This window comes from Cupriavidus basilensis, from assembly GCF_029335485.1.
In the GTDB taxonomy this organism is placed as follows: Bacteria; Pseudomonadota; Gammaproteobacteria; order Burkholderiales; family Burkholderiaceae; genus Cupriavidus; species Cupriavidus basilensis_E.
This window is the reverse complement of record NZ_JARJLM010000445.1, coordinates 17,265-40,482: the sequence shown is the minus strand read 5'-3', so window position 1 is coordinate 40,482 and position 23,218 is coordinate 17,265. Positions and strand designations below refer to the sequence as shown.

Sequence of the window (23,218 nt, the reverse complement as noted above, 5' to 3'; positions counted from 1 at the left end):
TTGTGGCCCGCCCCGATATCCTGTTCGCGGACGAGCCCACTGGCAGCCTGGATACCGCCACCGGCGAAGCCGTGATTGCGCTGATGTTCGAGCTGAATCGCGATGCGGGTTCGACGCTTGTGCTGGTCACCCATGATCGCTCGGTGGCGGCACGCTGCGGGCGCATCCTCACCATCGAAGCCGGCCGCGTAGCCAGCGATGAATGGATGACAGTCCCGGTATAGCGGTATGGGGCCAGCGCTTCAGGCGCCGCCCAGCGCTGCGCGCGCCCGCGCGATCAGCGCGCCGGTGGAGGCATCGTGCCCGCTTGCCGAAGCGGCCTGTCCGCCGGTGAGTTCGCCTTCGATCGGCTTGGCCAGGATCTTGCCCAGCTCCACGCCCCATTGATCGAAGGAATTGATATTCCAGACCACGCCTTGCACGAAGGTGCGGTGTTCATACAGGGCGATAAGCGCGCCCAGCGTATGCGGCGTGACGTCATCCATCAGCAGCGTATTGCTCGGACGGTTGCCTTCGAACACCATATGGGCGATACGGATCTCGTCGCTCAGGCCGGTGGCGCGCAGCTCCTCGGCGCTGCGGCCGCGCATCAGCGCCTCGGCCTGGGCAAAGCAATTGGCCAGCAGCTTGGCGTGATGCCCGGGCAGTTCGCGGGGCGGCCGCAGCGGCGCCACGAAATCCACCGGCACGATCTGCGAGCCCTGGTGGATCAGCTGGAAATAGGCATGCTGGCCGTTGGTGCCGGCCGAGCCCCAGACCACCGGCGCGGTATGGGCGCGCACGTGGCGGCCGTCGAGCTGGACCGACTTGCCGTTGCTCTCCATTTCCAGTTGCTGCAGGAAGGCGGGGAACAGTTCGAGCGAGGTCGAATAAGGCGCCATGCAGCTGGTCGGCATGCCGAAGAAATTGCGATACCAGATGCCGAGCATCCCCAGTATCACCGGCATATTCCGCGCCAGCGGCGCGCTGCCGAAATGCTCGTCCATGGCGCGGCCGCCGGCCAGCAGGTCGTCGAACGCATCGAAGCCGACCGCGAGGGCAATGGACAACCCGACCGACGACCATAGCGAGAAGCGCCCGCCGATCCAGTCCCAGAACTCGAACATATTGGCCGGGTCGATGCCGAAGGCGCGCACTGCTTCAAGGTTGGTCGACACCGCAGCGAAATGCCTGGCCAGCTGGTGCTCCGCCACGCCCCCGGCGAGGAACCACTGGCGCGCGCTATTGGCGTTGGCCATGGTCTCGAGCGTGGTGAAGGTCTTCGAGCAGACGATCACCAGGGTCTGTTCGGGGTCGAGCCGCTCCAGCGTTTCGGCCAGTTCGGTCCCGTCCACATTGGAGACGAAATGCATGCGCGGCCCGCCGCCGGCCAGGTGGGAAAGGGCGCGGCAAACCATGCGCGGGCCCAGGTCCGAGCCACCTATGCCGATATTGATGACGTCGGTGATGCGCTTGCCGGTGGCGCCGGTCCAGCCGCCGCCGCGCACGCGTTCCGAAAAGACCCGCATACGCGCAAGCACATCGTGGATGGCCGGCATCACCGGCTTGCCGTCCACCTTGAACGATGCGCCCGGCGCGGCGCGCAGCGCAATATGCAGCACAGCGCGATCCTCGGTGGCATTGATGTGGTCGCCGGCAAACATGGCATCGCGGCGCTTCGGCACGCCGGCCTCATCGGCCAGTTGCATCAGCAGGGCGAACGTCCGGGGCGTGATGCGGTTTTTCGAGAAATCGAGATACAGGCCCGCCGCTTCCAGGGAAAACTGCTCGACGCGCTGAGCCGCGTCGCCGGCAGCGAACCATTCGCGCATAGGCGTTTCGCGAATGGCCTCATGGTGTTGCAGGAGAGAGTGCCAGGCGTGGAGATCGGTGGGCATGCGTGTGGAATTCTCTGGGGATAGTGCGGAAATACCGTTTCAAGCGAAATTTCTGGGTTGCGGCCGGCACCGGCCGCATGTGGCCCGCTGTCATTGCCAGCCGAACGCGCCGCTTCGATCGTGCGCCGGAGCCGGCGATCGGAAGCGCTTCAAGTATAACGCCCCCGCAGCGGCCTATTTTAGGAGTTGGCTGCAATGCTGTGCATTGGCGCCATTTGTAGAAACAATAGCAGGGCGCACCTGGCCCGGCTGTCGGTGGCTCTCTGACATTACGCCGTCTGTCTGAACCGGCGGGCAGCTGCGCGCACGCCGGTTCTCCCCTCGCCACGCAGACGCCGCCGGCGCAGATCACCGCCACCTCAAGCCCGGTGATCCAGTCCGGCAACTGGCCGAACGCCAGATAGCCGATGGGGGTGGCCGACAGGATCTGCAGGTAGTGGAAGGGGCTGAGGCGTGGCTGCCGCCGCCGGTGGCGTTGCTCATGCGCCGCGCGGATCCCGCAGCAGGGCATTGAGCAGGCTGCGCACGGGTGGATAGAGCTCGCTCGCGGTGAGGCCGGCGGGCCCGATGCCTTGCGCCACCAGCTGGTCGGCGGCTCGCCCGTGCAGCCAGACCGCCGCCAGCGCCGCCTGCAGCGGCGGCATGCCCTGGGCGAGCAGCGCGCCGATCATGCCGGCCAGTACGTCTCCCGTGCCGGCGGTGGCCAGCGCGGCATTGCCGGTCGGGTTGACCGAGAGGGAAATGGCGGCGGCGCCATCCGATGGCGCGGCAATCACCGTGCCGGAACCCTTGAGCACGATGACCGCCCGCCATTGCGCCGCCAGCGCCCGTGCCGCCGCCAGCCGGTCGCGCTGGATCCCGGCCACGCCGATGCCAGTCAGGCGCGCGGCCTCGAGCGGGTGCGGCGTCATCACGCGCACCAGCGGACTGTCGGTCAGCATGGCGGCGAGCGCGGTGTCCGCGGCGAGCAGGTTCAGCGCATCGGCATCCAGGACCAGGGCAGGCGGCGCGCTGGCGGCGGCGCCACTCTGCAGCAGCTGGGCGAGCTGCATGCGTGCCGCGGTGCCGGTGCCCATGCCCGGGCCGATCACCAGTGCCGACATGGCGGACAGCTCGACCTCCCCGATCGGGTGCAGCATCAGCTCCGGGTGAACCGGATCGAGCAGCGGTGCGGGTTGCGCGAGGAAGCCGATATGCACGCGTCCCGCGCCAAGATGCTGGGCCGCGCGCGCGCCCAGCAGCGGCGCCCCGGTCATGCCGATGCTGCCGCCGATCACCGCGAGCGAGCCGAACGTGCCTTTGTTGGTGGCGTGGCGGCGCCTGGGCAGCGCCGCGGAGAAGGCCGCCGGCACATTGACCGTGGCGCAGGCCTGCTGGGCGGGCGGATAGATCAGGCCGAGCGGGGCGATGTCGACCTCGCCGGCGCAGTCGCGTCCATCCAGCGTCAGCAGGCCGGGCTTGGCGCCAATGAAGGTCAGCGTGCGGCAGGCGCGCACCGCCGGTGTGCCGGCGCCTGTATCGGCGAACAGCCCGCTCGGAATGTCGAGCGCGAACACAGGCAGTCCTGCATCGGCAAGCTGCGCGATCCATTGCGCCACGAAGCCATCGGCGGCACGGTTCAGGCCGATGCCGAGCAGGCCATCGACCACGGCGCAGGTGTCTGCGGGAAACGGTGGCAGGCCGTCATGGCAGGCGGATTCCGGCACGGCGTGCAGCGGCACGCCTGCCGTGCGCGCTTCGCGCCACGCCCGGGCGGCGTCGGCGGGCAGGCGATCGGGCTCGGCCGTCAGCCACACCTGGACCGGGCGCCCGGCCTGGTGCAGCCGGGTGGCGGCCACCAGCGCATCGCCGCCGTTGTTGCCGGGCCCGGCCAGCAGCAGCAGCGGGCCCGCCGGGGCATGGTGCGCAAGCCAGGCGGCCGCGGCGGCGCCCGCCCGTGTCATCAGTGCGAAAGCGGGCAGGCTGGCCATGGCGGTTGCCTCGATGGCGCGGATGGCGGCGACGTCGTAGAGCGGGATCGGGCTGGCGCTTGCCGCGTCCAGGGGCAACCACCCGTCGACGGGCAGCGAGGATGTGATCGGGGTAGAAGTTTGCATGATCAGCGGGGGCCCAGGCCGTAGCGGGCAGGGGTCAGGCCATCCAGCGCGATGCCGGGGCGATTGCCGGCGATCGGCTCGGCGGCAATGCGGCCGGAGCCGCATGTTCTTGCCCGGCGCTTCACGCGGCCGGCTTGACGATGGATTCCAGCGCAATTGCCGTGCCCAGCAGTTGCGCGTCGCGCATCGCACCGTGCGAGAGCATCAGGCCCACCGGCAGTTCGTCCGGCTGGTGGCAGGGTAGCGAGATCGAGCAGCCGTCGAGGAAGTTGAAGGCCGAGGTATTGCGCAGCAGCAGGGCGTTGGTGCGGAAGAAAAGGGTGTCGTCGGACACCAGCGGCGCAATCGCCGGCGCCACCATCGGCACGGTGGGGCAGGCCACGGCGTCGAAGCCTTCGATACGTGCCGTTACGCGGGCGATCCAGTCGGCGCGGGCGCGCATCAGGTCCACGTAGTCGGCCGCGCCCATGCTGGCGCCGCGCTCGATGCGGGACGCCACGCGCGGGTCGTATTGTTCGCGCCGGGTGGCCAGGACGTGGCGGTGGATGGCATAGGCTTCGGCGGCGCTGAAGCCGCCGGCCGCATTGATGGCGGGCAGCTCGGCCAGTTCCGGCAGGTCGATATGCTCGATCTGCACGCCGGCGGCGGACAGCCGGCCCAGGGCGCGGTCGAAGGCATGCGCCACGGTGGCGTCGAGGTCGTCCAGCAGGTACTGGCGCGGGATGGCCAGGCGGATGCCGGCCGCGGCCTTGATGGCCGGCAGCACCGCCTGGTCGGCGATCACGCCGTCCACCAGCACGCAGTCCTGCACTGTGCGCGCCATGGCGCACGCGGTGTCGAGCGTGTAGGACAGCGGGAAGGCACCATCCAGCGGCACTCGGCGGCTGGTCGGCTTGAACCCGGTCAGCCCGCACAAGGCTGCCGGAATGCGGATGGAACCGCCGGTATCGCTGCCCAGTCCGGCCACCGCCAGGCCAAGCGCCACCGAAACCGCGGCACCGGAGGACGAGCCGCCGGGAATGCGTGCCACCTGGGCATCGGCAGGGTTCGCCGGCGTGCCGAAATGCGGGTTGATGCCGACGCCGGAGAAGGCGAACTCGGTCATATTGGTGCGCCCGACCAGCGCCGCGCCGCAGTCGCGCAGGCGGCGCACCACGGTTGCATCGGCGGTGGCCGCCACGGCGTCGCTGCGTACCGGCGAGCCGGCGCGCGTGGTTTCGCCGGCCACGTCGAACAGGTCCTTGACCGATACCGGCAGGCCCGCCAGGGGATGCAGCATCTTGCCGGCCTGGCTGGCCGCGTCGGCGGCCCTGGCTACCTGCGCGGCCGAGTCGAAGGTGGTATGCAGGAACACGGCCTGCGCCGCCGGCTGCTGCGCCAGATGCGCCGCCTGGGCAATCGCGTCGGCGCGCGAGGCCGCGCCTTCGCGCAGTCTTGTCTGCAATGTATGGATATCGGTGGGCATTGGGCTCGCGATCGGTCGCGCTCAGGGAGGGATCGGATCGAGTCTATCCAGTGCGCCTGCGCTGCGCAACCGGCTTCCTGGCGGGTATCGCCCTGTCCTCGCGGCGGTGCGCCGGCCCGCTTGTCCGCCTCTTTTTCGTGCAGGATTCACGGCGATATTCCCGATGTTTTGCTTGGATTTATTTGCTGGTTATCCTCATGAATTGCAAATAAACTATCAAGCCAAATCTGGCGGCCACAGCCTCGGGGATATACCTGGTCCGCGTGGGCGCAGGCGCGCGCCGCAATCCATCAAGATAGGAGTGAAGACATGGCTCGCAAGCCAGCATCCGGGCAGGTCCTGGCCGAGGACGATCATGGCGCACCCGACGCATCGGCCAGGGCGGCCAGCGCGCTCGCGCGCCCGCCCGGACCCAATATCGTGTCGTCTTCGCACCTGGTGTCCGAACGCAGCCCCGAGCTGTCCGAGTTCGAGTTCGGCCTGAACACGGCCTATAACGCGTACAGCCGCTGGGTGGTGCGCTGCATGGGCGCCTCCGGCGTGCGCGACCTGACCTTCCTCGACGTGCTGGTGCTGCACCACGTCAACCACCGCGCGCGCCCCAAGCGGCTGGCCGATATCTGCTTCGTGCTCAACGTCGAGGACACCCACCTGGTGACCTATGCGCTCAAGAAGCTGCAGGGCCTGGCGCTGGTGGAGGGCGAGCGGGTCGGCAAGGAAGCCACCTACATCACGACGCCTGCCGGTAGCGAAGCCTGCGCCCGCTACCGCGAGATCCGCGAGCAATGCCTGACCAGCAATTTCTCGGCGGGCAGCACCGAGAACGTCGAGATCGGCGAACTGGCACGGCTGCTGCGCGTGCTTACCGGCTTGTACGAGCAGGCCGCGCGCTCGGCGACCTCGCTGTAATCGCTGCGGCGGCGGGGGAGGCGGTGCGGCGCGCTTCCACGGGATGCGCTCTGCTGCAACGCAGGAATCCCCCTGCAACAAGGTATAATGCCGGTTTCCCGCCAGCACGGCGCCCCAACCAGCGGCGCCGGCCGGTAGCAGCCCCTACCTCCTGCCTTCCCGACCGCTCAGACCATGGCGCATTTCTCGTGCTTCCCCGGTGCATTGGCGCTTTCCGCCTTTCGCCAGCAACGCCTGCTCACCGCCCTCAAGCAGATCGACGCCGACATCGAGTCGGTGCATGGCCAGTTCCTGCATTTCGTCGACACCGATGTGCCGCTGTCGCAAGACGACAGCGCCCGCATTGGCGCGCTGCTGACCTATGGTGCGCCTTTCGAGTCACAGGCTGAAGGTGACCGCTTCGTGGTGATCCCGCGCTTCGGCACCATTTCCCCGTGGGCCAGCAAGGCGACCGATATCGCCCATAACTGCGGTTTCGAGCATGTGCACCGCGTCGAGCGTGGCGTTGAAATCACCGTGGTCTGCAAGAAGGGCCTGCTCCGTGGCCGCAAGTCGCTGGACGCGGATACGCGTGCAGCGGTGGCGGCTCACCTGTTCGACCGCATGACCGAAAGCGTGGTGGCATCCCGCGAAGACGCCGCCGGCCTGTTCCAGGAACTGCCGGCCAAGCCGCTGCGCTTTATCGACATCTCCGGTGGCCGCGCCGCGCTGGCGCAGGCCAATACCGAGATGGGCCTGGCGCTGTCGGAAGACGAGATCGACTACCTGGTCGACGCCTACGCCAAGCTGGAGCGCAACCCGACCGACGTCGAGCTGATGATGTTCGCGCAGGCCAACAGCGAACACTGCCGCCACAAGATCTTCAACGCCACCTGGACCATCGACGGCGTGCAGCAGGACAAGTCCCTGTTCGCCATGATCCGCAATACCCACCAGCTCAATCCGCAAGGCTCGGTCGTGGCGTACTCGGACAACTCCGCCGTGATGGAAGGCGACGTGGCCGAGCGCTGGTTCCCGCGCGGCACCGGGCAGAAGTACGGCCGCCACGAGGCGCTGACCCACACGCTGATGAAGGTGGAAACGCACAACCACCCGACCGCCATCTCGCCGTTCCCCGGTGCTTCCACCGGCGCCGGCGGCGAAATCCGCGACGAGGGCGCCACTGGCCGTGGCGGCAAGCCCAAGGCTGGCCTGACTGGCTTCACGGTCTCCAACCTGATGCTGCCCGATGCCGTGGAAGGCTGGGAAAACGCGCGCGACGCCGCCCAGCCGGTGGCGCACCGCAACCCGGCCGACAAGGTGAGCGTAACCGGCAAGCCGGACCGCATCGCCTCGCCGCTGCAGATCATGATCGATGGCCCGCTCGGCGGTGCCGCGTTCAACAACGAATTCGGCCGTGCCATCCTGGGTGGCTACTTCCGCGTCTACGAGCAGAACGTGGGCGGCACCGTGCGCGGCTATCACAAGCCGATCATGATTGCCGGCGGCATTGGCAACATCGACGCCGGCCATACGCACAAGAACCCGCTGCCGGCCGGCTCGCTGCTGATCCAGCTGGGCGGCCCGGGCATGCGCATCGGCATGGGCGGCAGCGCTGCCAGCTCGATGGCCACCGGCACCAACACCGCCGACCTGGACTTCGATTCGGTCCAGCGCGGCAACCCGGAAATGGAGCGGCGCGCGCAGGAAGTGATCAACGCCTGCTGGCAGCTCGGCGACGATAACCCCATCCTGTCGATCCACGACGTGGGCGCTGGCGGCATTTCCAATGCCTTCCCCGAACTGGTCGACGGCGCCGGCCGCGGCGCGCGCTTCGACCTGCGCCAGGTGCACCTGGAAGAGTCCGGCATGAGCCCGGCCGAGATCTGGTGCAACGAGTCGCAGGAACGCTATGTGATGGCCGTGGCGCCGGCGTCCTTCCCGCTGTTCCAGGCCATGTGCCAGCGCGAGCGTTCGCCGTTCGCGGTGGTCGGCATCGCCACCGAGGAGAAGCAGCTGCAGCTGGTCGACGCGCATGTCGATGCCTCGCTGAAGGAACACTATGCGGTGAACATGCCGATGGAAGTGCTGCTCGGCAAGCCGCCGCGCATGCACCGCGACGTCCGGCATGTGGAGCAAAGCCTGCCGCCGGTGGATGTGACCGGCATCGTGCTGGAGCAAGCCGTGCGCGACGTGCTGCGCCATCCGACCGTGGCCAGCAAGTCCTTCCTGATCACCATCGGCGACCGCACCGTGGGCGGCATGAACGCACGCGACCAGATGGTGGGTCCCTGGCAGGTGCCGGTAGCCGATGTTGCCGTGACCACGCTCGACTACAAGGGCCGTGCCGGTGAAGCCATGACCATGGGCGAGCGCACGCCGCTGGCCGTGATCAACGCGCCGGCATCGGGCCGCATGGCCATCGGCGAAGCGCTGACCAACCTGGCCGCCGCGCCGGTCAAGGACCTGGGCAAGGTCAAGCTGTCGGCCAACTGGATGGCGGCTTGTGGCGTGGACGGCGAAGACGCCAAACTGTACGACACCGTGCATGCGGTCGGCATGGAACTGTGCCCGGCGCTCGGCATCAGCATCCCGGTGGGCAAGGATTCGCTGTCCATGCGCACCAAGTGGCAGGACAACGGCGTCGACAAGGAAGTGGTCGCACCGGTCTCGCTGATCATCTCGGCATTTGCCGCCGTGGACGACGTCAACCGTACCCTGACCCCGCAACTGCGCACCGATGCGGGCGACAGCGTGCTGATCGCCATCGACCTCGGCCGCGGCAAGAACCGGATGGGCGGCAGCATCCTGGCCCAGGTGACGCAGCAGGTGGGCGACGCCGCGCCGGACGTGGACAGCGCCGAAGACCTGAAGAACCTCTTCAACGTGATCCAGCGCCTGAACCGCGAAGGCAAGCTGCTGGCTTACCACGACCGTTCCGACGGCGGCTTCATGGCTGCCCTGGCGGAAATGGCCTTTGCCGGCCATTGCGGCCTGTCGCTCAACGTCGACATGCTGGCGCTGGACCCGCAGCAGGAGCAGGACTTCGGCGACGCCAAGAACTGGGCCCAGCAGATCTCCGAGCGCCGCAACGACCAGACCCTGCGCGCGCTGTTCTCCGAAGAACTCGGCGCGGTCATCCAGGTCCGCCTGGAAGAGCGCGATGCCGTGTTCGGCGTGCTGCGCGAAGTCGGCCTGTCGGCCTGCAGCCATGTGGTGGGCAAGCCCAACACCACTGACCAGATCGAGATCTACCGCGACGCCAAGAAGGTGTTCGGCGCGGCGCGCAGCGAACTGCAGCGCACCTGGAGCGAAGTCAGCTGGCGCATTGCGCGCCTGCGCGACAACCCGGCCTGCGCCGACAGCGAATACGACAGCCTGCTCGACGCGGCCGACCCTGGCATCTCGCCGGTGCTGAGCTTCGACCCGGCCGAGGATATCGCCGCGCCGTTCGTTGCCACCGGTGCGCGTCCGCGCGTGGCGATCCTGCGCGAGCAGGGCGTCAACTCGCAGATCGAGATGGCCTACAGCATGGACCGCGCGGGCTTCGACACGCACGATGTCCATATGAGCGACCTGATCGCCGGCCGCGCCAGCCTGGCCGACTTCGCCGGCTTTGTCGCCTGTGGCGGCTTCAGCTACGGCGACGTGCTGGGCGCTGGCGAAGGCTGGGCCAAGACCATCCTGTTCAACGCGCAGATGGCCGAGCAGTTTGCCGCCTTCTTCAACCGCAAGGACACTTTCGCGCTGGGCGTGTGCAACGGCTGCCAGATGATGAGCAACCTTGCCCCGATCATCCCGGGCGCGGGCGCATGGCCCAAGTTCACGCGCAACCAGTCGGAGCAGTACGAAGCACGCTACGTCACCGTGGAAGTGCAATCCTCGCCGTCGATCTTCTTCGCCGGCATGGAAGGCAGCCGCATCCCCATCGTGGTGGCGCACGGCGAAGGCTTTGCCGACTTCTCGCAGCAAGGCGACAAGAGCCAGGCCCAGGTGGCGCTGCGCTTCGTGGACAACCGCGGCGCAGCGACGCAGACCTATCCGCTGAACCCGAACGGTTCGCCCGATGGCATTACCTCGGTGACGACGGTCGATGGCCGCTTCACCGTGCTGATGCCGCACCCGGAGCGCGTGTTCCGCACCGCTACCATGAGCTGGGCGCCGGATGCCTGGAAGCAGGTGGCCGACGGCGGCAGTCCGTGGATGCGCATGTTCCGCAATGCGCGCAAGTGGGTGGGGTGATTTAGCCCGCTTGCTGTTGCCATCAAGAAAAAGCCCGCGATCGCGGGCTTTTTCTGTTCCGGGGCGGGCAAGCGTGGCGGGCACGGAAAGGCGCAGGCTTTCCGCACGCCATCCATCCGCCTCAAGCCATCAACTGCGTGCTCCAGGGCTGGTACACGTAGTACAACGGCCGCTGCGGATCCGATTGCTTCGCGGATTCCGGCGCCGCGCCGCGCAGCTGCATGGTGACCAGGATCATGCGTGCCGCCTTGACCGGCGAGTAGCGGTCGCGCAACGGCAGCATCGGCAGCAACTCGCGCCACTCCGGCGGCAGGCCATCGTGGCTGAAGGTGCCTAGCGCGCAGTAGCCCCAGCCCTCGGAGGTGAGGTGCCAGAGTTGCCGGTAGGCACCGCCTGTTGCCATGGCCTCGCTCCTTCCTGCTGGCTGCGCGCTACGGTGGGGGGGCTGCGCGGATGCCCACGATCTTACTCACGTGTGGCCGTGGAGGGAATGCCCCGTCGCCCGCAGCAGGTGTCAGCAGCACTTGCGGGACCTTGCGAGTGCTTTGCACGTTCCTGGCTCGGTATCCTCTGCCTTCTCCCGGTGCGCTGGCATGCATAAATCGCGAGCGCGTGCGCTTGCCGTGGCAAACGGCGCCCACGTCGGGCCTAGAGCCCGCTGAACCAGTTGTATCCCTGGTCTTCCCAGTAGCCGCCCGGATTCTGGTTGGTGACGAAGAGCGCCGCGATGTGCTTGGGATTCTTGAAGCCAAGCTTGGTCGGCACGCGCAGCTTGAGCGGGTAGCCGTATCGGGCGGGCAGCGGCTCGCTGCCGAAATCCAGCGCCAGCATGGTCTGCGGGTGCAGCGCCGTAGCCATGTCGAGGCTCGAATAGTAGCGGTCCGCGCATTTGAAGCCGACATAGCGTGCGGTGGTGTCGGCGCCGATGCGTTCCAGGAAGATCCGCAGCGGTACGCCGCGCCACTCCCCGATCGCGCTCCAGCCCTCGATGCAGATGTGGCGCGTGATCTGCCCTGCCTGCGGCAGCGCGCGCAATTGCGCCAGGTTCCATGTGCGCTTGTCGGCGACGAGCCCGGAGACCTCGAGGCGGTAGTCGGTGCCATCGACCTCGGGCACATCGTATTCCGGGTAGAAGGCGTTGAAGGGAAAGGGCTGCGTGATCTGGCTGCGCGCATAGATGGGCGCCAGCCGGTTGCGGTTGAACAGCCAGCCCTGCACGCGATCGTTCCAGCGCGACATCGACCACAGCACCTTGTCGACGGTATCGCCATCCTGCAAGGTGCAGCCCGCCAGCATGGACAGGGCGCCGAGTGACAGCGAGGAGCGCAGGAACAGGCGCCGCTGGAGCCGGGCGAGCTGCAGTCCGATGTCTGCCGCGCTGATGCGTTGCGGGGCAGGCGCGGCTGGGGTGACGAGAGGGCTTTCGCCACGCACCTCGTCCTCGATGCGGACGATCCGCGTTGCATCGTCGGGCGTTCTCATGCTTTGGCGTCTCCATGAGCGGCGCGTCCGGTGAGCATCGGCAGCAAGGTCGACGGTACCAGGATGACCAGCGCAAGATGGACCAATACGAAGCCGACGATGCCAGCCATGGCGAAGAAATGCACGTGGCGCGCGGTATCGAAGCCGCCGAGCAGCGATGCCAGCCAGCCAAGTTGCACGGGCTTCCAGATAGCCAGGCCCGACGCCACCACCAGCACGCCAAGCGACAGGACCATCACGTACATCAGCCGTTGCACGGCGTTGTAGGCGCCTGGCCGGTGCGGCAGCCGGAGCCGGACCGCCAGAGACGCGTCGCGCAGCACGCCGCGGGCGCTCAGCGGCAGGAAACGGCGCTGAAAGTGCCGGGTGGCCATGCCATAGCCGAGATAAAGCAGGCCGTTCGCGCATAGCAGCCACATGGCCGCAAGATGCCAGGCGATCGAGCCGCCGAGCCAGCCACCCACGGTGGCCCATGCCGGAAACCTGAAAGGGAACAGCGGCGACGCGTTGTAGATCGCCCAGCCGCTCATCGCCATGCAGGCCATGGCGAAGGCATTGACCCAGTGCGTCGCGCGTATGGCCAGCGGATGCACGATGGCGCGCCGCACGGGTTCGGATAGGGTTGGCTTCTGCATGGCGGGAAAGGGCATCGGGCGGGCGAGGTGGAGCGGGAAAGCCATCCCGGCCGGGATGCGCGCTTACATCGGCGGCACTACGCCGTGCTTGCCTGCCGAGATAAAGCGCGCGCTCAACGCTCCGTCGGCGGCCTTGCTGGCAAACAGCACGACGTGCACGCCCGGCGCCAGCAGGGAGCGGTCGCCCGGCTCCAGGTTGACGATGGGCACGTCGTCGGGAATCACGATGCGCTTCTCGCCGTCCGGATACTTCACGGTGATGGTGCGGCCATTGCTGACCACCACATTGCCCACCGTGCCGTTGGTCATGCTGCTGTTCTTGCCGAGATCCCATGCGCGGTGGCCTTCGCCGCTGCCACGCATGCTGGGCGGGAACACATGCACCTCGAGCGCCTTCAGCGAGCCGTCCGCCTGCGGCACGGCAGCCGAGCCGATATAGCTGCCGGCCTTGATCTCGTCGACCTTGGCCAGCGTCACGGCGCGCACCGCGGTATCCTTGGTCAGGCTCACGTCAATCTCCTGTCCCGTACGCGTGCGGACCTTCAGGCTGTCGCCGGCGACTGCAGTCACGGTGCCGCGCACGCCGATGGGCGCGGGCTGCGCCATCGCGGCCGGGGCGGCGGCAAGCAAGGCGGCGGCAAGCAGGGCGGGCGCCACCAGGGTGCGCGTCAATCGGCTCGAAACGATCTTCATCGTGGAACTCCTCGGGAGGGGAAAGTGATTCGCAGCATAGGGCGCGGGCAAGGTCGTCCGGGTGACTTTTTAATGACAAAAATGTCATAACTCCGGCGCCGGCCCGCCGCTAGAATGGCAGCACACTCGTCGAACCGCTTTGCGCATCATGAGCATCCTCGTCATCGAAGACGATCCCAAGACCGGTGACTATCTCAGGAAAGGCCTGCGCGAAAGCGGCTATGCCGTCGATCTCGCCCGCACCGGCACCGACGGCCTGCACATGGCGCTGGAGCATCCCTACGACCTCGTCGTGCTCGATGTCATGCTGCCGGGCATCGACGGCTGGGAGATCATGCGTACGCTGCGCGCGCGGCGCGACCTGCCGGTGATCTTCCTGACCGCGCGCGACCACGTGAACGATCGCATCCATGGCCTCCAGCTGGGCGCCGACGACTATCTGGTCAAGCCGTTCTCCTTTGTCGAACTGGTGCTGCGCATCCGCACGCTGTTGCGGCGGGGCGTGGTGCGCGAGGCAGAGCTGTTCGAGTTCGCCGATCTCAAGCTCGATGTCCTGCGCCGCAAGGTGACGCGCCAGGGCGTGGACATCCCGCTGACCAACAAGGAATTCCTGCTGCTGCACCTGCTGGTCAGGCGCCAGGGCGAGGCGCTGTCGCGCACGCTGATCGCCGCCGAGGTGTGGGATATGAACTTCGACAGCGACACCAACGTCGTCGATGTCGCCATCAAGCGCCTGCGGGCCAAGGTCGACCAGCCCTTCGACAGGAAGTTGATCCATACCGTGCGCAGCATCGGCTATACCTTCGGCGAGGGCGTGTGAAACCTTGGGCCTCACGCTCCCTCACGGCACGCACCACGCTGCTGTTCGCCCTGATCGCCTGCGTGGTGATCGGCACCCTGGGCGCCTATTTCTACCAGTCCGTGAAGACGTCGATGGCAGCGCGTGCCGATCTGCAACTGATCGGGAGGGTAGTGCATTTCCGCCGGCTGGCGAGCGACGTGTACACCGTGGGCGAGCTCAAGGACCGGCCCTTGCTGTTCGAATCCATGCTGGGCGCCGAGCGCGATGTTCTGATCTTCCGCAAACCTGGCGAGACGCCGTTTATTCACGTGAATCCCGATCATTTGCCTGTGCCGGCGGAGCTCGCGCTTTCCGTGCCGCCGAATGGCGCAGCATCGGTGACGGCAGGCATACTGCGCACCCGGCGCGACAACGGCGTGCCGGTGTATTGGGCCGCGGCGGTGGCGCGGTCCAGCGAGGACGGCAGCGTGGTCGAGGTCATCGCCGCGCATCCGATGGACAATGAAGTGCGAATGCTCGCGGCCTACCGCAACCGGGTGGTGCTGGCCACGCTGGTCGGCATGCTAGCGGCTACCGCGCTGGCATTCTTCGCCATCCGGCGAGGGCTGCGGCCGGTCGGCGGCATTGCGGCGCGTGCCGCCGAGATCAGCCCGGCCAGCCTCGCAGTCCGCCTTGACGAGCAGGGCGCACCCGCAGAGTTGCGCAGCCTGGTCGTCGCCTTCAATGCCATGCTGGATCGCCTGGCCGATGGCTACGAGCGCCTTACCCAGTTCTCCGCGGACCTGGCCCATGAGATCCGCACGCCCGTGGGCGCCCTGATCGGCCAGACCCAGGTGACGCTCAGCCAGCTGCGCCAGCCCGAGGAATACCAGGAGGTGCTCGAATCGAATCTGGAGGAACTCAACCGGCTGGGCCATATCGCCGAGAATATCCTGTTCCTGGCGCAGGCGGACCACGCGGGCCTGGTCATCGAACGCGCGCGGGTGTCGCTGCCCGGCGAACTCGGCAAGATTGCGGAGTATTTCGAAGGGCTGGCGGACGAAAGGGAGATGAAGTTCGAAGTGGAGGCGGAAGGGGTGCTGACGGCCAACCCGCTGCTCTGCCGCCGCGCGGTCAACAATCTCGTTGTCAATGCCGTGCGCTACGGTGCTCCGGGGAGCGTGGTGCGTCTCTGCGGGATCGAGCGGGCCGACGGTGTCGCCATCTCGGTCGAGAACCACGGCGAGCCGATTCCGGCAGCCCAGCTCGACCGGCTCTTCGACCGTTTCTATCGGGGCGACGCCGCGCGTAGCCGGCTCACCGAATCCAGCGGGCTGGGGCTCGCCATCGTGAAGGCCATCATGGTACTGCACGGCGGTGGCGTGCAGGCCAGTTGCCCGGCACCCGGGCGGGTGCGGTTCGTGCTGCATTTTCCGCCGCCCGGCGGCACGGCGTCCTGATCGGCTCGCACGAGCCGGCGCTTCGGCTGCATTCCTGTGGCTGAACCTGTCATGCAGCGCCCGGGACCTGGCCGGGGGCTTTCGGGCACCTGAGCGGCAAAGCGGCACGCAGCGGTACCGGCAGCCTTGCGCCAGGCCTCTGCGACGAAGCGCAGGCAGGCCTGGTTGAAGCTTCAGATCCTCAAAGCAGCGTGTCCAGCAAATCCGGCCCAAACACCTCGCGATGCACCCGCTCGGCCTTCACGCCGCGTGCCTGCAGCGCAGCGCGTTGTGCCTGCATGAACGGCAGCGGGCCGCACAGGTAGAAGTCGGCGTCGGCGAGATCGCCGTCGGCCAGGATGACGTCGATGTCCATGCGGCCGGGGAGGGCCGGCTGGGCCAGGAATTCCGCCGGTTCGCCGGACTCCAGGAAGAAGTGGGTGCGCAGCCCGGATAGCTGGCGGGCGGCGCGCTTGATGTCTTTCAGGTGCGGTACATGGGACACCATGCGTGCGGCATGGCCGAACACGACCTGGCGCGACGGATTGCGGTGTGCGACGGCATTCAGGGCGGAGATCATCGGGGTGATGCCCACGCCGGCGGAGAGCAGCACGATGGGTGTGGCGGGCTCGATGCCAGGTGTGAAATCCCCAAAGGGCTGGCTGACCATCAGTACGTCGCCTTCGCGGGCGTTGTCGTGCAGCCAGTTCGACACGGCGCCGGCGGGCAGGGTGGCGCCGTCGCCGCGGTCGCGCTTGACCGAGATGCGCCAGGTGTGGCCATTCGGCGCGTCCGAGAGGCTGTATTGCCGTTGCTGGAAGGCGCCGGGCGCCAGTTCCACGACGACCGAGATGTACTGGCCAGGCAGGAAATCCGCCAACGTGGTGCCGCCGACAGCTTCGAGCGTGAAGGCGGTAATGTCGGCGCTCTGTTCTTCGCGGGCCAGGATGCGCACGGGCTGGCGGTGGTCGGGGCCGGTCTGCGCGCGTTCGTAGAGACGGCTCTCCGCGGCGATCAGCTCGGCGGCCAGCAGCCAGTATGCCTCGTCCCAAGCGGCCACCAGTTCCGGCGTGGCGGCATCGCCCAGGACTTCGCCGATGGCGCCCAGCAGGTGTCGTGCCACGATGGCGTAGTGGCTGGGCTTGATACCGACCGAGACGTGCTTGTGGACGATGCGGCTGACGACCGGGGCCAGTGCGCTGTTGTCGCCATAGTTGGCGGCATAGGCGAACACGGCGGAGGCGAGCGATTGCTGCTGCGAACCGTTGGCCTGATTGCCCATGTTGAACAGATTGGTCAGCTCGGGCCGGTCGGCGAACATGTTGCGATAGAAGGTCTGGGTAATGGTCAGGCCATGTTCACGCAGTACCGGCACGCTCGCGTCGATCAGGGGTCTCGATTTTTCAGACAGCACGACAATCTCCAAAGATATACAGAAAATGCAACATAATGGACCAAAGCGTCCGCAGTGTTGTGCGGTGGTGGCGTGCGATCTCGTTGCGACGCCCTGAAGGCCATTTTATTAAACATGCATTTTATATGCAACATAAAATTCGCGGCAGTGCAGAAAGATGTATCCGGGGGCCATGTTAGACTGCGATGGCCTTCACGATAAGGATAAGGCGCAATCCGTGCCGGAAGTTCATCCCGGCTGCCACGCACATCATGTCCGCCAGCCGGACTCCTATCCATGAGACTGACCGACTACACCGACTACAGTCTGCGGACCCTGATCTACGTTGCGGTCCATCCGGGCGAGCTGGTCACGATACAGCGTGTCGCGGATGCATTCGGCATTCCCAAGAACCACCTGATCAAGATCGTGCAGAAGCTTGGCCAGGCCGGCTTCCTGCACACCGTGCGCGGCCGCGCGGGCGGCATCGAGCTTGGCAGGCCTGCGGCCGGGATCAATGTGGGGGAGGTGATCCGGACCATGGAGTCGGATTTCCACCTGGTGGAATGCTTCCAGGGCGATGACAACCACTGCATCATCACCCGGGTGTGCGGCTTGCGCGGGGTGTTGTCGGCTGCGCTGCGGGCCTACTTCGAGGTGCTGGATGCCTATACCCTGCAAGACCTGGTGGAGAAGCCCGCGGCGCTGAACCGTGCGCTTGGGCAGGGTGAAGCAGCCTCCCTGGCAGGCATCCCCGTCAAGGGCATGGTTCGCAAGGCGCATCCTTCCCGGAAGACAGCCGGCGAGACCGGCTCACAGTAACGACGGCCAACCGGCCCGGCACCGGATCGCTGGTTCGCCTCGACAGGCGCCGGTCGCTGCGATCGATAGCCCGATAGCCTTGACCGCTTCGGTATCGCGTTCCGCCGCCCTCCGGGCTAGCCCGCCCGAAAGGGGATGGGCAGTATCGATCGGCTCATGACCGATGTCTCCCCGGGGTCAGGCCGGCGTCTTGCGGAACGAGATAGCGAAGCGGTTCCAGCTATTGATCGCCGAGATCAGCAGCGTCAGGTCGACCAGCTCGGCGTCGCTGAAGTGCGGGCGAACGGCCTCCCAGGCAGCATCGGGCACATGGTCCCGGGCCACCAGCGTGACGGCTTCCGTCCAGGCCAGCGCGGCTTGCTCGCGCGCCGAGAAGAAAGGTGTTTCGCGCCAGACCGCCAGGGTTGCCAGGCGGCGGTCGTCCTCGCCGCCCTTGCGCGCGTCGGTGGAATGCAGGTCGATGCAATAGGCGCAGCCATTGATCTGCGAGGCGCGCAGACGGACCAGTTCCACCAGCGGCTGCTCCAGGCCGCTCTTGGCGATCCGCTCTTCCAGGCCAATCAGGGCCTTGATGGCGGCGGGACTGGCTTTGTAGTAATCGAGGCGTGGTTCCATGAATTGCTCCGGTTTTGTGCCGCCGGGGTGGCGACGTGACAGGAGCAAGGTTAGGACGGCAACTGGTTATATAAAAGAGCCATTTTCCAGTAATTTCAGGTAACCAGTGGCCACGCGTGGCGAAGTCCGGACGGGGCGGCTATGGGCGTGCTGCTGCCATCGCATTGGCCAGCTTTGCCATGCCGGCATGGATATCGGCCACGCCGATGCCGCCGTAGCCGAACAGTATCCCGGGCACCGGCGCTTGCCCACCGTACATGCCCGCGATGCCATAGAGGCCGATCGATGCGGTGGCAGCGCGCGCGATCACCGCCCCTTCGTCCTGCGCTCTGTTCAGGTGGGCAACGAGGTGGATGCCCGCAGCCGGCGCGTTGGGCGCGAACCACGGCGCCAGCGGGCCGTCCAGGTGATCGAGCAAGGCCGCCCGGCGCGCGGCGTACTCCTTGTGCATGCGTCGCAGGTGCTTGGCGAAATAGCCGTCGAGCATGAACTTGGCCAGCGCCGTCTGCGTCAGGGTGCAGCTGTGCCAGTCACCGACCTGCTTGGCGCGGCGCATGGCATTGCCGAGGGGTGGCGGCGGGATGATGTAGCCGATGCGCAGTTCCGGAAAGATCGTCTTGGAAAAGGTGCCGACGTACGCCACCACGCCAGCGTTGTCCAGGCTCTTGAGCGAATCCATCGGGCGGCCCGCGAAACGGAACTCGCCGTCGTAGTCGTCTTCCAGCACCAGCGCGCCACGGCGTTGCGCCCATTCGAGCAGTGCGACGCGGCGCTCCAGGCTCATGGCCATGCCCAGCGGAAACTGGTGGGAAGGCGTGACGTAGACAAGGCGCGCGTTGTCCGGCAGCGCGTCCACCACCAGCCCCTGTGCATCCACCGGGACACAGGCGAGTTGCGCGCCGAGCGCCGAGAAGGCGATGCGCGCGGGCGGATAGCCGGGATCTTCCACCGCCACCACGTCGCCGGGACGAATCACCACGCGCGCCATCAGGTCGATCGCCTGCTGCGCACCCTGCGTGACGATAACGTCTTGCCAGTTGCTGACCACGGCGCGGCTGAACGCCAGATAGCGCGACACCGCGAGCCGCAGATCCGGCTCCCCGGCAGGGTCCCGGTAGGCGCCTTGCCCGCGCGCTTGCAGGCGCAAGGCGTGGCCGACGCAGCTGCGCCATTTGTCGAAGGGGAACAAGGTCTTGTCGGTGACGCCACTCACGAAGTCGAATGCCGGCCTGGCATCCGGCGCCGTCCTGGGCAAGACATCGGGCAACGTTTCCCAGATCGGGCCGGAACCGGGACCCGGCGGCATCGGCTGCGGCGCCAGACGGGCCAGTTCGTGCGAGACAAAGGTGCCGTCCCCGGCGCGCGCGCGCAGGTAGCCCTCTGCGATCAGCCGCTCGAACGCTTCCAGCGTGGTCTTGCGCGATACGCCCAGCTTCGTTGCAAGGTCCCGGGTCGAGGGAAGCCGCTCGCCCGGCGCCAGCCGTCCGTCGACGATACCCGCCCGCAACTGGCGGTAAAGCTGGCCGGCCAGGCCCTGCCGGCCGTGGATACTCAGATGGACGTCCATTTGCTGGTTACCTGGAACGGTAGGAATTAGGGCGATTCTACGTGCCAGTCTGGACTGTTTCCAGTCGCGTCATCGCGCCATCGCGCGCCGTTGCCCGTGCGCCATGCGTCGTGGCCGACTAGCCCTCCCGTGCGTCGGCGCGTGGCCTGGCCAGGTAGGGCGTGTACTTCGCCAGATACAGCAGGAAGGCGGCCATCCACAGCACCGCGGCTCCGGCAATCCAGAACGGCTTGTCCTGCGGCATGGCGAGCGGCCCCAGGACGCGGAAGAGGGTGGCCAGGGCGATGCATAGGTATGCCGCCTTCTCCATCGTGCCGGCCTCCAGCTTGCGGCCGGTATGGCCCAGTGCGGTGCGGGTGATCATGCCCATGATGGCGCAGCCGATCGCGCCCACGGTGAGCGCGTGCAAAGCGGTCGAACGGTCACCCTGGCCAAGCGCGGCAGCCGCCAGCAACAGCAGGCCCAGCGGCAGGCAGCCATAGGCCAGGTGCAGGATGGCGACAAGCGGCTTGCGCAAGGCATGACGCGAGCCCCAGCCGGCCAGGCGGAGCGCTTGCACCAGGGCCGCCAGCAGCGCGAGCGCGGCGGTTGCCACGCCCAGCGGCGCCACGATACTGGCGGTCATCGCGGCCAGCGTCAGCACGACGACGCTGCTCTCGATGGGCTTCGAGCGCCGGATGCGTACCCCGGCGACGGCATTGGCGGTGAACATCGGGATCACGCGGCCCCCGATCACGGTGATGAAGACCACGATCAGCCCGATCCCGGCATCGGCACTTTGCAAGGCCAGCGGCGCAGCGCCATTGGCCAGCGCAGCATGGAACAGTGCATTCAGCGCCCACAGCAGGAACAGGGCAGCGGCAAGCCCGTAATTGCGCTTGCTGCCGGCGCGAACCAGCACGCGCAGGAAGCTCGCCGCGCAGAGCAGGAGGAAAGCAAGATCCAGCACGGTAGCCGCCAACACCGGTCCGGTCCACATCAGCACGCGCGCGGCGAGCCACACGGCGGCGAGGCCGGCCAGCGGCGCGCCTTGCGGTGTCTGCAGGCCGGTCCAGTTCTTGCCGGCGGTGAACAAGAAGCCAACCACGACCGCCGCGGCGAAGCCGAACACCATCTCATGGGCATGCCACAGCATGCCGCCCATGGCCGGCTGGGTGCCGGCTTGGGGCCACCAGCCGAGATAGATGGCCGCCCAGACGCCGATGGCCACGACGGCGAAGGCCGCCGCAAGCAGGTAGAAAGGCCGGAATGCGAGCGCAAGGGCGGGGTGGCCGCGATAGCCCGTAGGGGCATGGCCGGTCGGTGGCGGGGTCTGGAGCAGCGGCAGCATGGCGCCTCGCAAATGGTGGGTTGGGACTGGTGAGGAGACATTCGCCTGCGGCCAGCCACCCGTCTCCCTGGCGCCCGTGGTGGTCGGGTACCGCTTGGTTCCCGTTTGTCGTTCCTCGGTGCGGTTGCCAACGCGATATCTGGTTTCGACGCGTTGCGTGGCAACAACCTGCAATGATTCTATTAAACAAGCATTTTTAATGCAACATAAAATACGGCCCGTGATACGGGTGGTCCCGGGCATGCCGGCGTGATGGTTGCGCGAAACGGCCTGCAGCCTGGGCGATGGCGTGAGCCGCCGGCAAGGCGGCCTGGTCCTTTCTCTAGTGCGCGGCGGCAGCGGCGGCGGCATTGCCGCCCCTGGCCGGCCTGGTGAGCCAGATCAGCGGGATGATGACGATAAAGATCACGCCCGAGATCCAGAAGATGTCATTGAGCCCGAGCATCGCGGCCTGCGCGGTGATGCTGCGCTCGAAGAACGCCATCGCCTGATCGTGGCTGAAGCCGGCCGTCGATTGCAGGGCTTCCACCGAGCGCACGAAGATCGGGTTGTGCGGGCTGGCCTGTTCGGCGAGTTGCGAGTGATGCAGGATATTGCGGTCGTTCCAGGCGGTGCTGGCGAGCGACGTGCCTACCGCTCCGGTGAACACACGCGCGAAATTCGACAAGCCGGCCGCGGCGGGGATCTTGTCCGGCGATAGCCCGGACAGGATGATGGCGGTCAGCGGTACGAAGAACAGCGCGGTGGGGATCCCCTGCAGCAGCGTGGGCAGCACCAGGGTCCAGGTATCCACGGTGGTGGTGTAGCCCGAGCGCATGAAGAACACCACCGCGAAGCCGGCGAAGGCCAGGGTGGCCAGCACCCGCGCATCGGAGCGCGGCATGATCTTGCCCAGCACCGGCGCCAGGATCACGGCGAAGATGCCCAGCGGCGCCGTCACCAGCCCGGCATTCACGGCGGGGTAGCCGAGATACTGCTGCATCCATTGCGGCAACAGGACGAGGTTGGCGAAGAACACGCCATAGGCCACCGAGATCGCCACCGTGCCGCCGAGGAAGTTGCGGCCGGCAAAGAGCCGCAGATCGATGATCGGATGCGCCTCGGTCAATTCCCAGATCACGAAGAAGGCAAAGCTGATCAGCGCCACCACGCCGAGGCCGACGATCAGCGACGAGTGGAACCAGTCGAGGTCCTTGCCCTTGTCGAGCATGATCTGCAGCGAAGCCACCCAGGTGATCAGCGCGGCCAGTCCGATGGTGTCGATCGGCAGCGCGCGGGTGGGCGTCTCACGCGAGCGGTAGATGATCCAGGTCACGGCGGCGGCAAACAGGCCCACCGGGATGTTGATGTAGAAGATCCAGGACCAGGAATAGCGGTCGGTCATCCAGCCGCCCAGCGCCGGGCCGGCGATCGGGCCCACCGTTGCCGTCATGGCCCACAGCGCCAGCGCGGTGGCGCTGCGTTGCTTGGGATAGGAGCCGAGCAGGATAGCCTGCGACAGCGGAATCAGGGGGCCGGCGACGGCGCCCTGCAGCACGCGCGCGGCCAGCAGGACCGGCAGGGTGGGGGCGACGCCGCACAGCCACGAGGACAGCACGAACAGCAGGATGGCACCGACGAACAGGCGGATCTGGCCGATGCGCTGGGTCAACCAGCCCGTAAGCGGGATCGATACCGCGTTGGCCGCGGCGAACAGCGTGATGACCCAGGTGCCTTCGTCGACCGAGACGCCGAGGTTGCCTGAGATGGTGGGAATGGCCACGTTGGCGATCGACGAGTCGAGCACGTTCATGAAGGTGGCGAGCGCCACCGCGAAGGTGGCGAGCACCAGCTTGCCGCCAGTGAGCGGCTGGGGCTGTTCGGTTGTGTTGGCGTTTTCCATGGCGGACGCGA

At 67.2% G+C, this 23,218-nt stretch carries 17 protein-coding genes and 1 pseudogene; 6 read left to right on the top strand and 12 right to left on the bottom strand.

Annotation, left to right across the window (positions count from 1 at the left end; translation table 11 throughout):
- Nucleotides 1-224: pseudogene (locus P3W85_RS26950) on the top strand (ABC transporter); the annotation flags it as partial.
- An 18-nt stretch (nucleotides 225-242) separates the two neighbouring features.
- Here the strand turns inward: P3W85_RS26950 and pgi are convergent.
- From pgi to P3W85_RS26935, 3 genes are all read right to left on the bottom strand, one after another.
- Nucleotides 243-1,877, bottom strand: a complete 1,635-nt coding sequence (gene pgi / locus P3W85_RS26945) for a glucose-6-phosphate isomerase (RefSeq protein WP_276266989.1) — start codon at nucleotides 1,875-1,877, stop codon at nucleotides 243-245.
- A 479-nt stretch (nucleotides 1,878-2,356) separates the two neighbouring features.
- On the bottom strand, nucleotides 2,357-3,973 hold the full coding sequence (locus tag P3W85_RS26940; RefSeq protein ID WP_430869627.1) for an NAD(P)H-hydrate dehydratase: 1,617 nt from the start codon (nucleotides 3,971-3,973) through the stop codon (nucleotides 2,357-2,359).
- 121 nt (nucleotides 3,974-4,094) lie between these two features.
- Nucleotides 4,095-5,438 carry an amidase gene (locus P3W85_RS26935; protein WP_276266988.1) on the bottom strand — a complete coding sequence of 448 codons (1,344 nt, stop codon included), beginning with the start codon at nucleotides 5,436-5,438 and terminating at the stop codon, nucleotides 4,095-4,097.
- Between the two features lie 309 nt (nucleotides 5,439-5,747).
- Between P3W85_RS26935 and P3W85_RS26930 the strand changes: the two genes are divergently transcribed.
- Nucleotides 5,748-6,347, top strand: a complete 600-nt coding sequence (locus P3W85_RS26930) for a winged helix DNA-binding protein (protein ID WP_017229522.1) — start codon at nucleotides 5,748-5,750, stop codon at nucleotides 6,345-6,347.
- A 174-nt stretch (nucleotides 6,348-6,521) separates the two neighbouring features.
- The gene (purL, locus tag P3W85_RS26925) at nucleotides 6,522-10,568 is read left to right on the top strand and encodes a phosphoribosylformylglycinamidine synthase (RefSeq protein ID WP_276266987.1); all 4,047 of its coding nucleotides are present in this window, start codon (nucleotides 6,522-6,524) and stop codon (nucleotides 10,566-10,568) included.
- Between the two features lie 121 nt (nucleotides 10,569-10,689).
- On the opposite strand, the gene P3W85_RS26920 is transcribed toward purL, so the two are convergent.
- The 4 genes from P3W85_RS26920 to P3W85_RS26905 form a co-directional block, all read right to left on the bottom strand.
- Nucleotides 10,690-10,971 (bottom strand): hypothetical protein, encoded by a 282-nt coding sequence (locus tag P3W85_RS26920; RefSeq protein ID WP_017229524.1) that lies wholly within the window; start codon nucleotides 10,969-10,971, stop codon nucleotides 10,690-10,692.
- A gap of 245 nt (nucleotides 10,972-11,216) precedes the next feature.
- Nucleotides 11,217-12,050 (bottom strand): molybdopterin-dependent oxidoreductase, encoded by an 834-nt coding sequence (locus P3W85_RS26915; protein WP_276266986.1) that lies wholly within the window; start codon nucleotides 12,048-12,050, stop codon nucleotides 11,217-11,219.
- Entirely contained in the window at nucleotides 12,047-12,685 is a 639-nt protein-coding gene (locus P3W85_RS26910; RefSeq protein WP_276266985.1) for a cytochrome b/b6 domain-containing protein, read from the bottom strand. The genes P3W85_RS26915 and P3W85_RS26910 overlap by 4 nt, the downstream gene beginning before the upstream one ends.
- 63 nt (nucleotides 12,686-12,748) lie before the next feature.
- A complete protein-coding gene (locus tag P3W85_RS26905) occupies nucleotides 12,749-13,378 on the bottom strand; it encodes a hypothetical protein (RefSeq protein WP_276266984.1) in 630 nt (209 codons plus the stop codon).
- Between the two features lie 148 nt (nucleotides 13,379-13,526).
- Between P3W85_RS26905 and P3W85_RS26900 the strand changes: the two genes are divergently transcribed.
- Nucleotides 13,527-14,198: a heavy metal response regulator transcription factor gene (locus tag P3W85_RS26900; RefSeq protein ID WP_035815448.1), complete on the top strand. Its 672-nt coding sequence runs from the start codon at nucleotides 13,527-13,529 to the stop codon at nucleotides 14,196-14,198.
- The gene (locus tag P3W85_RS26895) at nucleotides 14,195-15,619 is read left to right on the top strand and encodes a heavy metal sensor histidine kinase (RefSeq protein ID WP_276266983.1); all 1,425 of its coding nucleotides are present in this window, start codon (nucleotides 14,195-14,197) and stop codon (nucleotides 15,617-15,619) included. Before P3W85_RS26900 ends, P3W85_RS26895 begins: the two co-directional genes overlap by 4 nt.
- Nucleotides 15,620-15,800: 181 nt before the next feature.
- Here the strand turns inward: P3W85_RS26895 and P3W85_RS26890 are convergent, their stop codons facing one another.
- Nucleotides 15,801-17,012, bottom strand: a complete 1,212-nt coding sequence (locus tag P3W85_RS26890; protein ID WP_276266982.1) for a globin domain-containing protein — start codon at nucleotides 17,010-17,012, stop codon at nucleotides 15,801-15,803.
- Nucleotides 17,013-17,288: 276 nt separating this feature from the next.
- Here P3W85_RS26890 and P3W85_RS26885 point away from each other — a divergent pair, with 276 nt between their 5' ends.
- Complete coding sequence (locus P3W85_RS26885; RefSeq protein WP_017229531.1) at nucleotides 17,289-17,813, top strand: RrF2 family transcriptional regulator; 525 nt, start codon at nucleotides 17,289-17,291, stop codon at nucleotides 17,811-17,813.
- 177 nt (nucleotides 17,814-17,990) lie between these two features.
- Here P3W85_RS26885 and P3W85_RS26880 read toward each other — a convergent pair whose 3' ends face one another.
- The 4 genes from P3W85_RS26880 to P3W85_RS26865 form a co-directional block, all read right to left on the bottom strand.
- A complete protein-coding gene (locus P3W85_RS26880; protein WP_017229532.1) occupies nucleotides 17,991-18,428 on the bottom strand; it encodes a carboxymuconolactone decarboxylase family protein in 438 nt (145 codons plus the stop codon).
- A gap of 139 nt (nucleotides 18,429-18,567) precedes the next feature.
- Nucleotides 18,568-19,995: a PLP-dependent aminotransferase family protein gene (locus P3W85_RS26875; RefSeq protein WP_276266981.1), complete on the bottom strand. Its 1,428-nt coding sequence runs from the start codon at nucleotides 19,993-19,995 to the stop codon at nucleotides 18,568-18,570.
- 118 nt (nucleotides 19,996-20,113) lie between these two features.
- Nucleotides 20,114-21,325 (bottom strand): NnrS family protein, encoded by a 1,212-nt coding sequence (locus P3W85_RS26870; protein ID WP_276266980.1) that lies wholly within the window; start codon nucleotides 21,323-21,325, stop codon nucleotides 20,114-20,116.
- A 322-nt stretch (nucleotides 21,326-21,647) separates the two neighbouring features.
- A complete protein-coding gene (locus P3W85_RS26865) occupies nucleotides 21,648-23,207 on the bottom strand; it encodes a DHA2 family efflux MFS transporter permease subunit (RefSeq protein ID WP_276266979.1) in 1,560 nt (519 codons plus the stop codon).
- Nucleotides 23,208-23,218 lie beyond the last annotated feature (11 nt).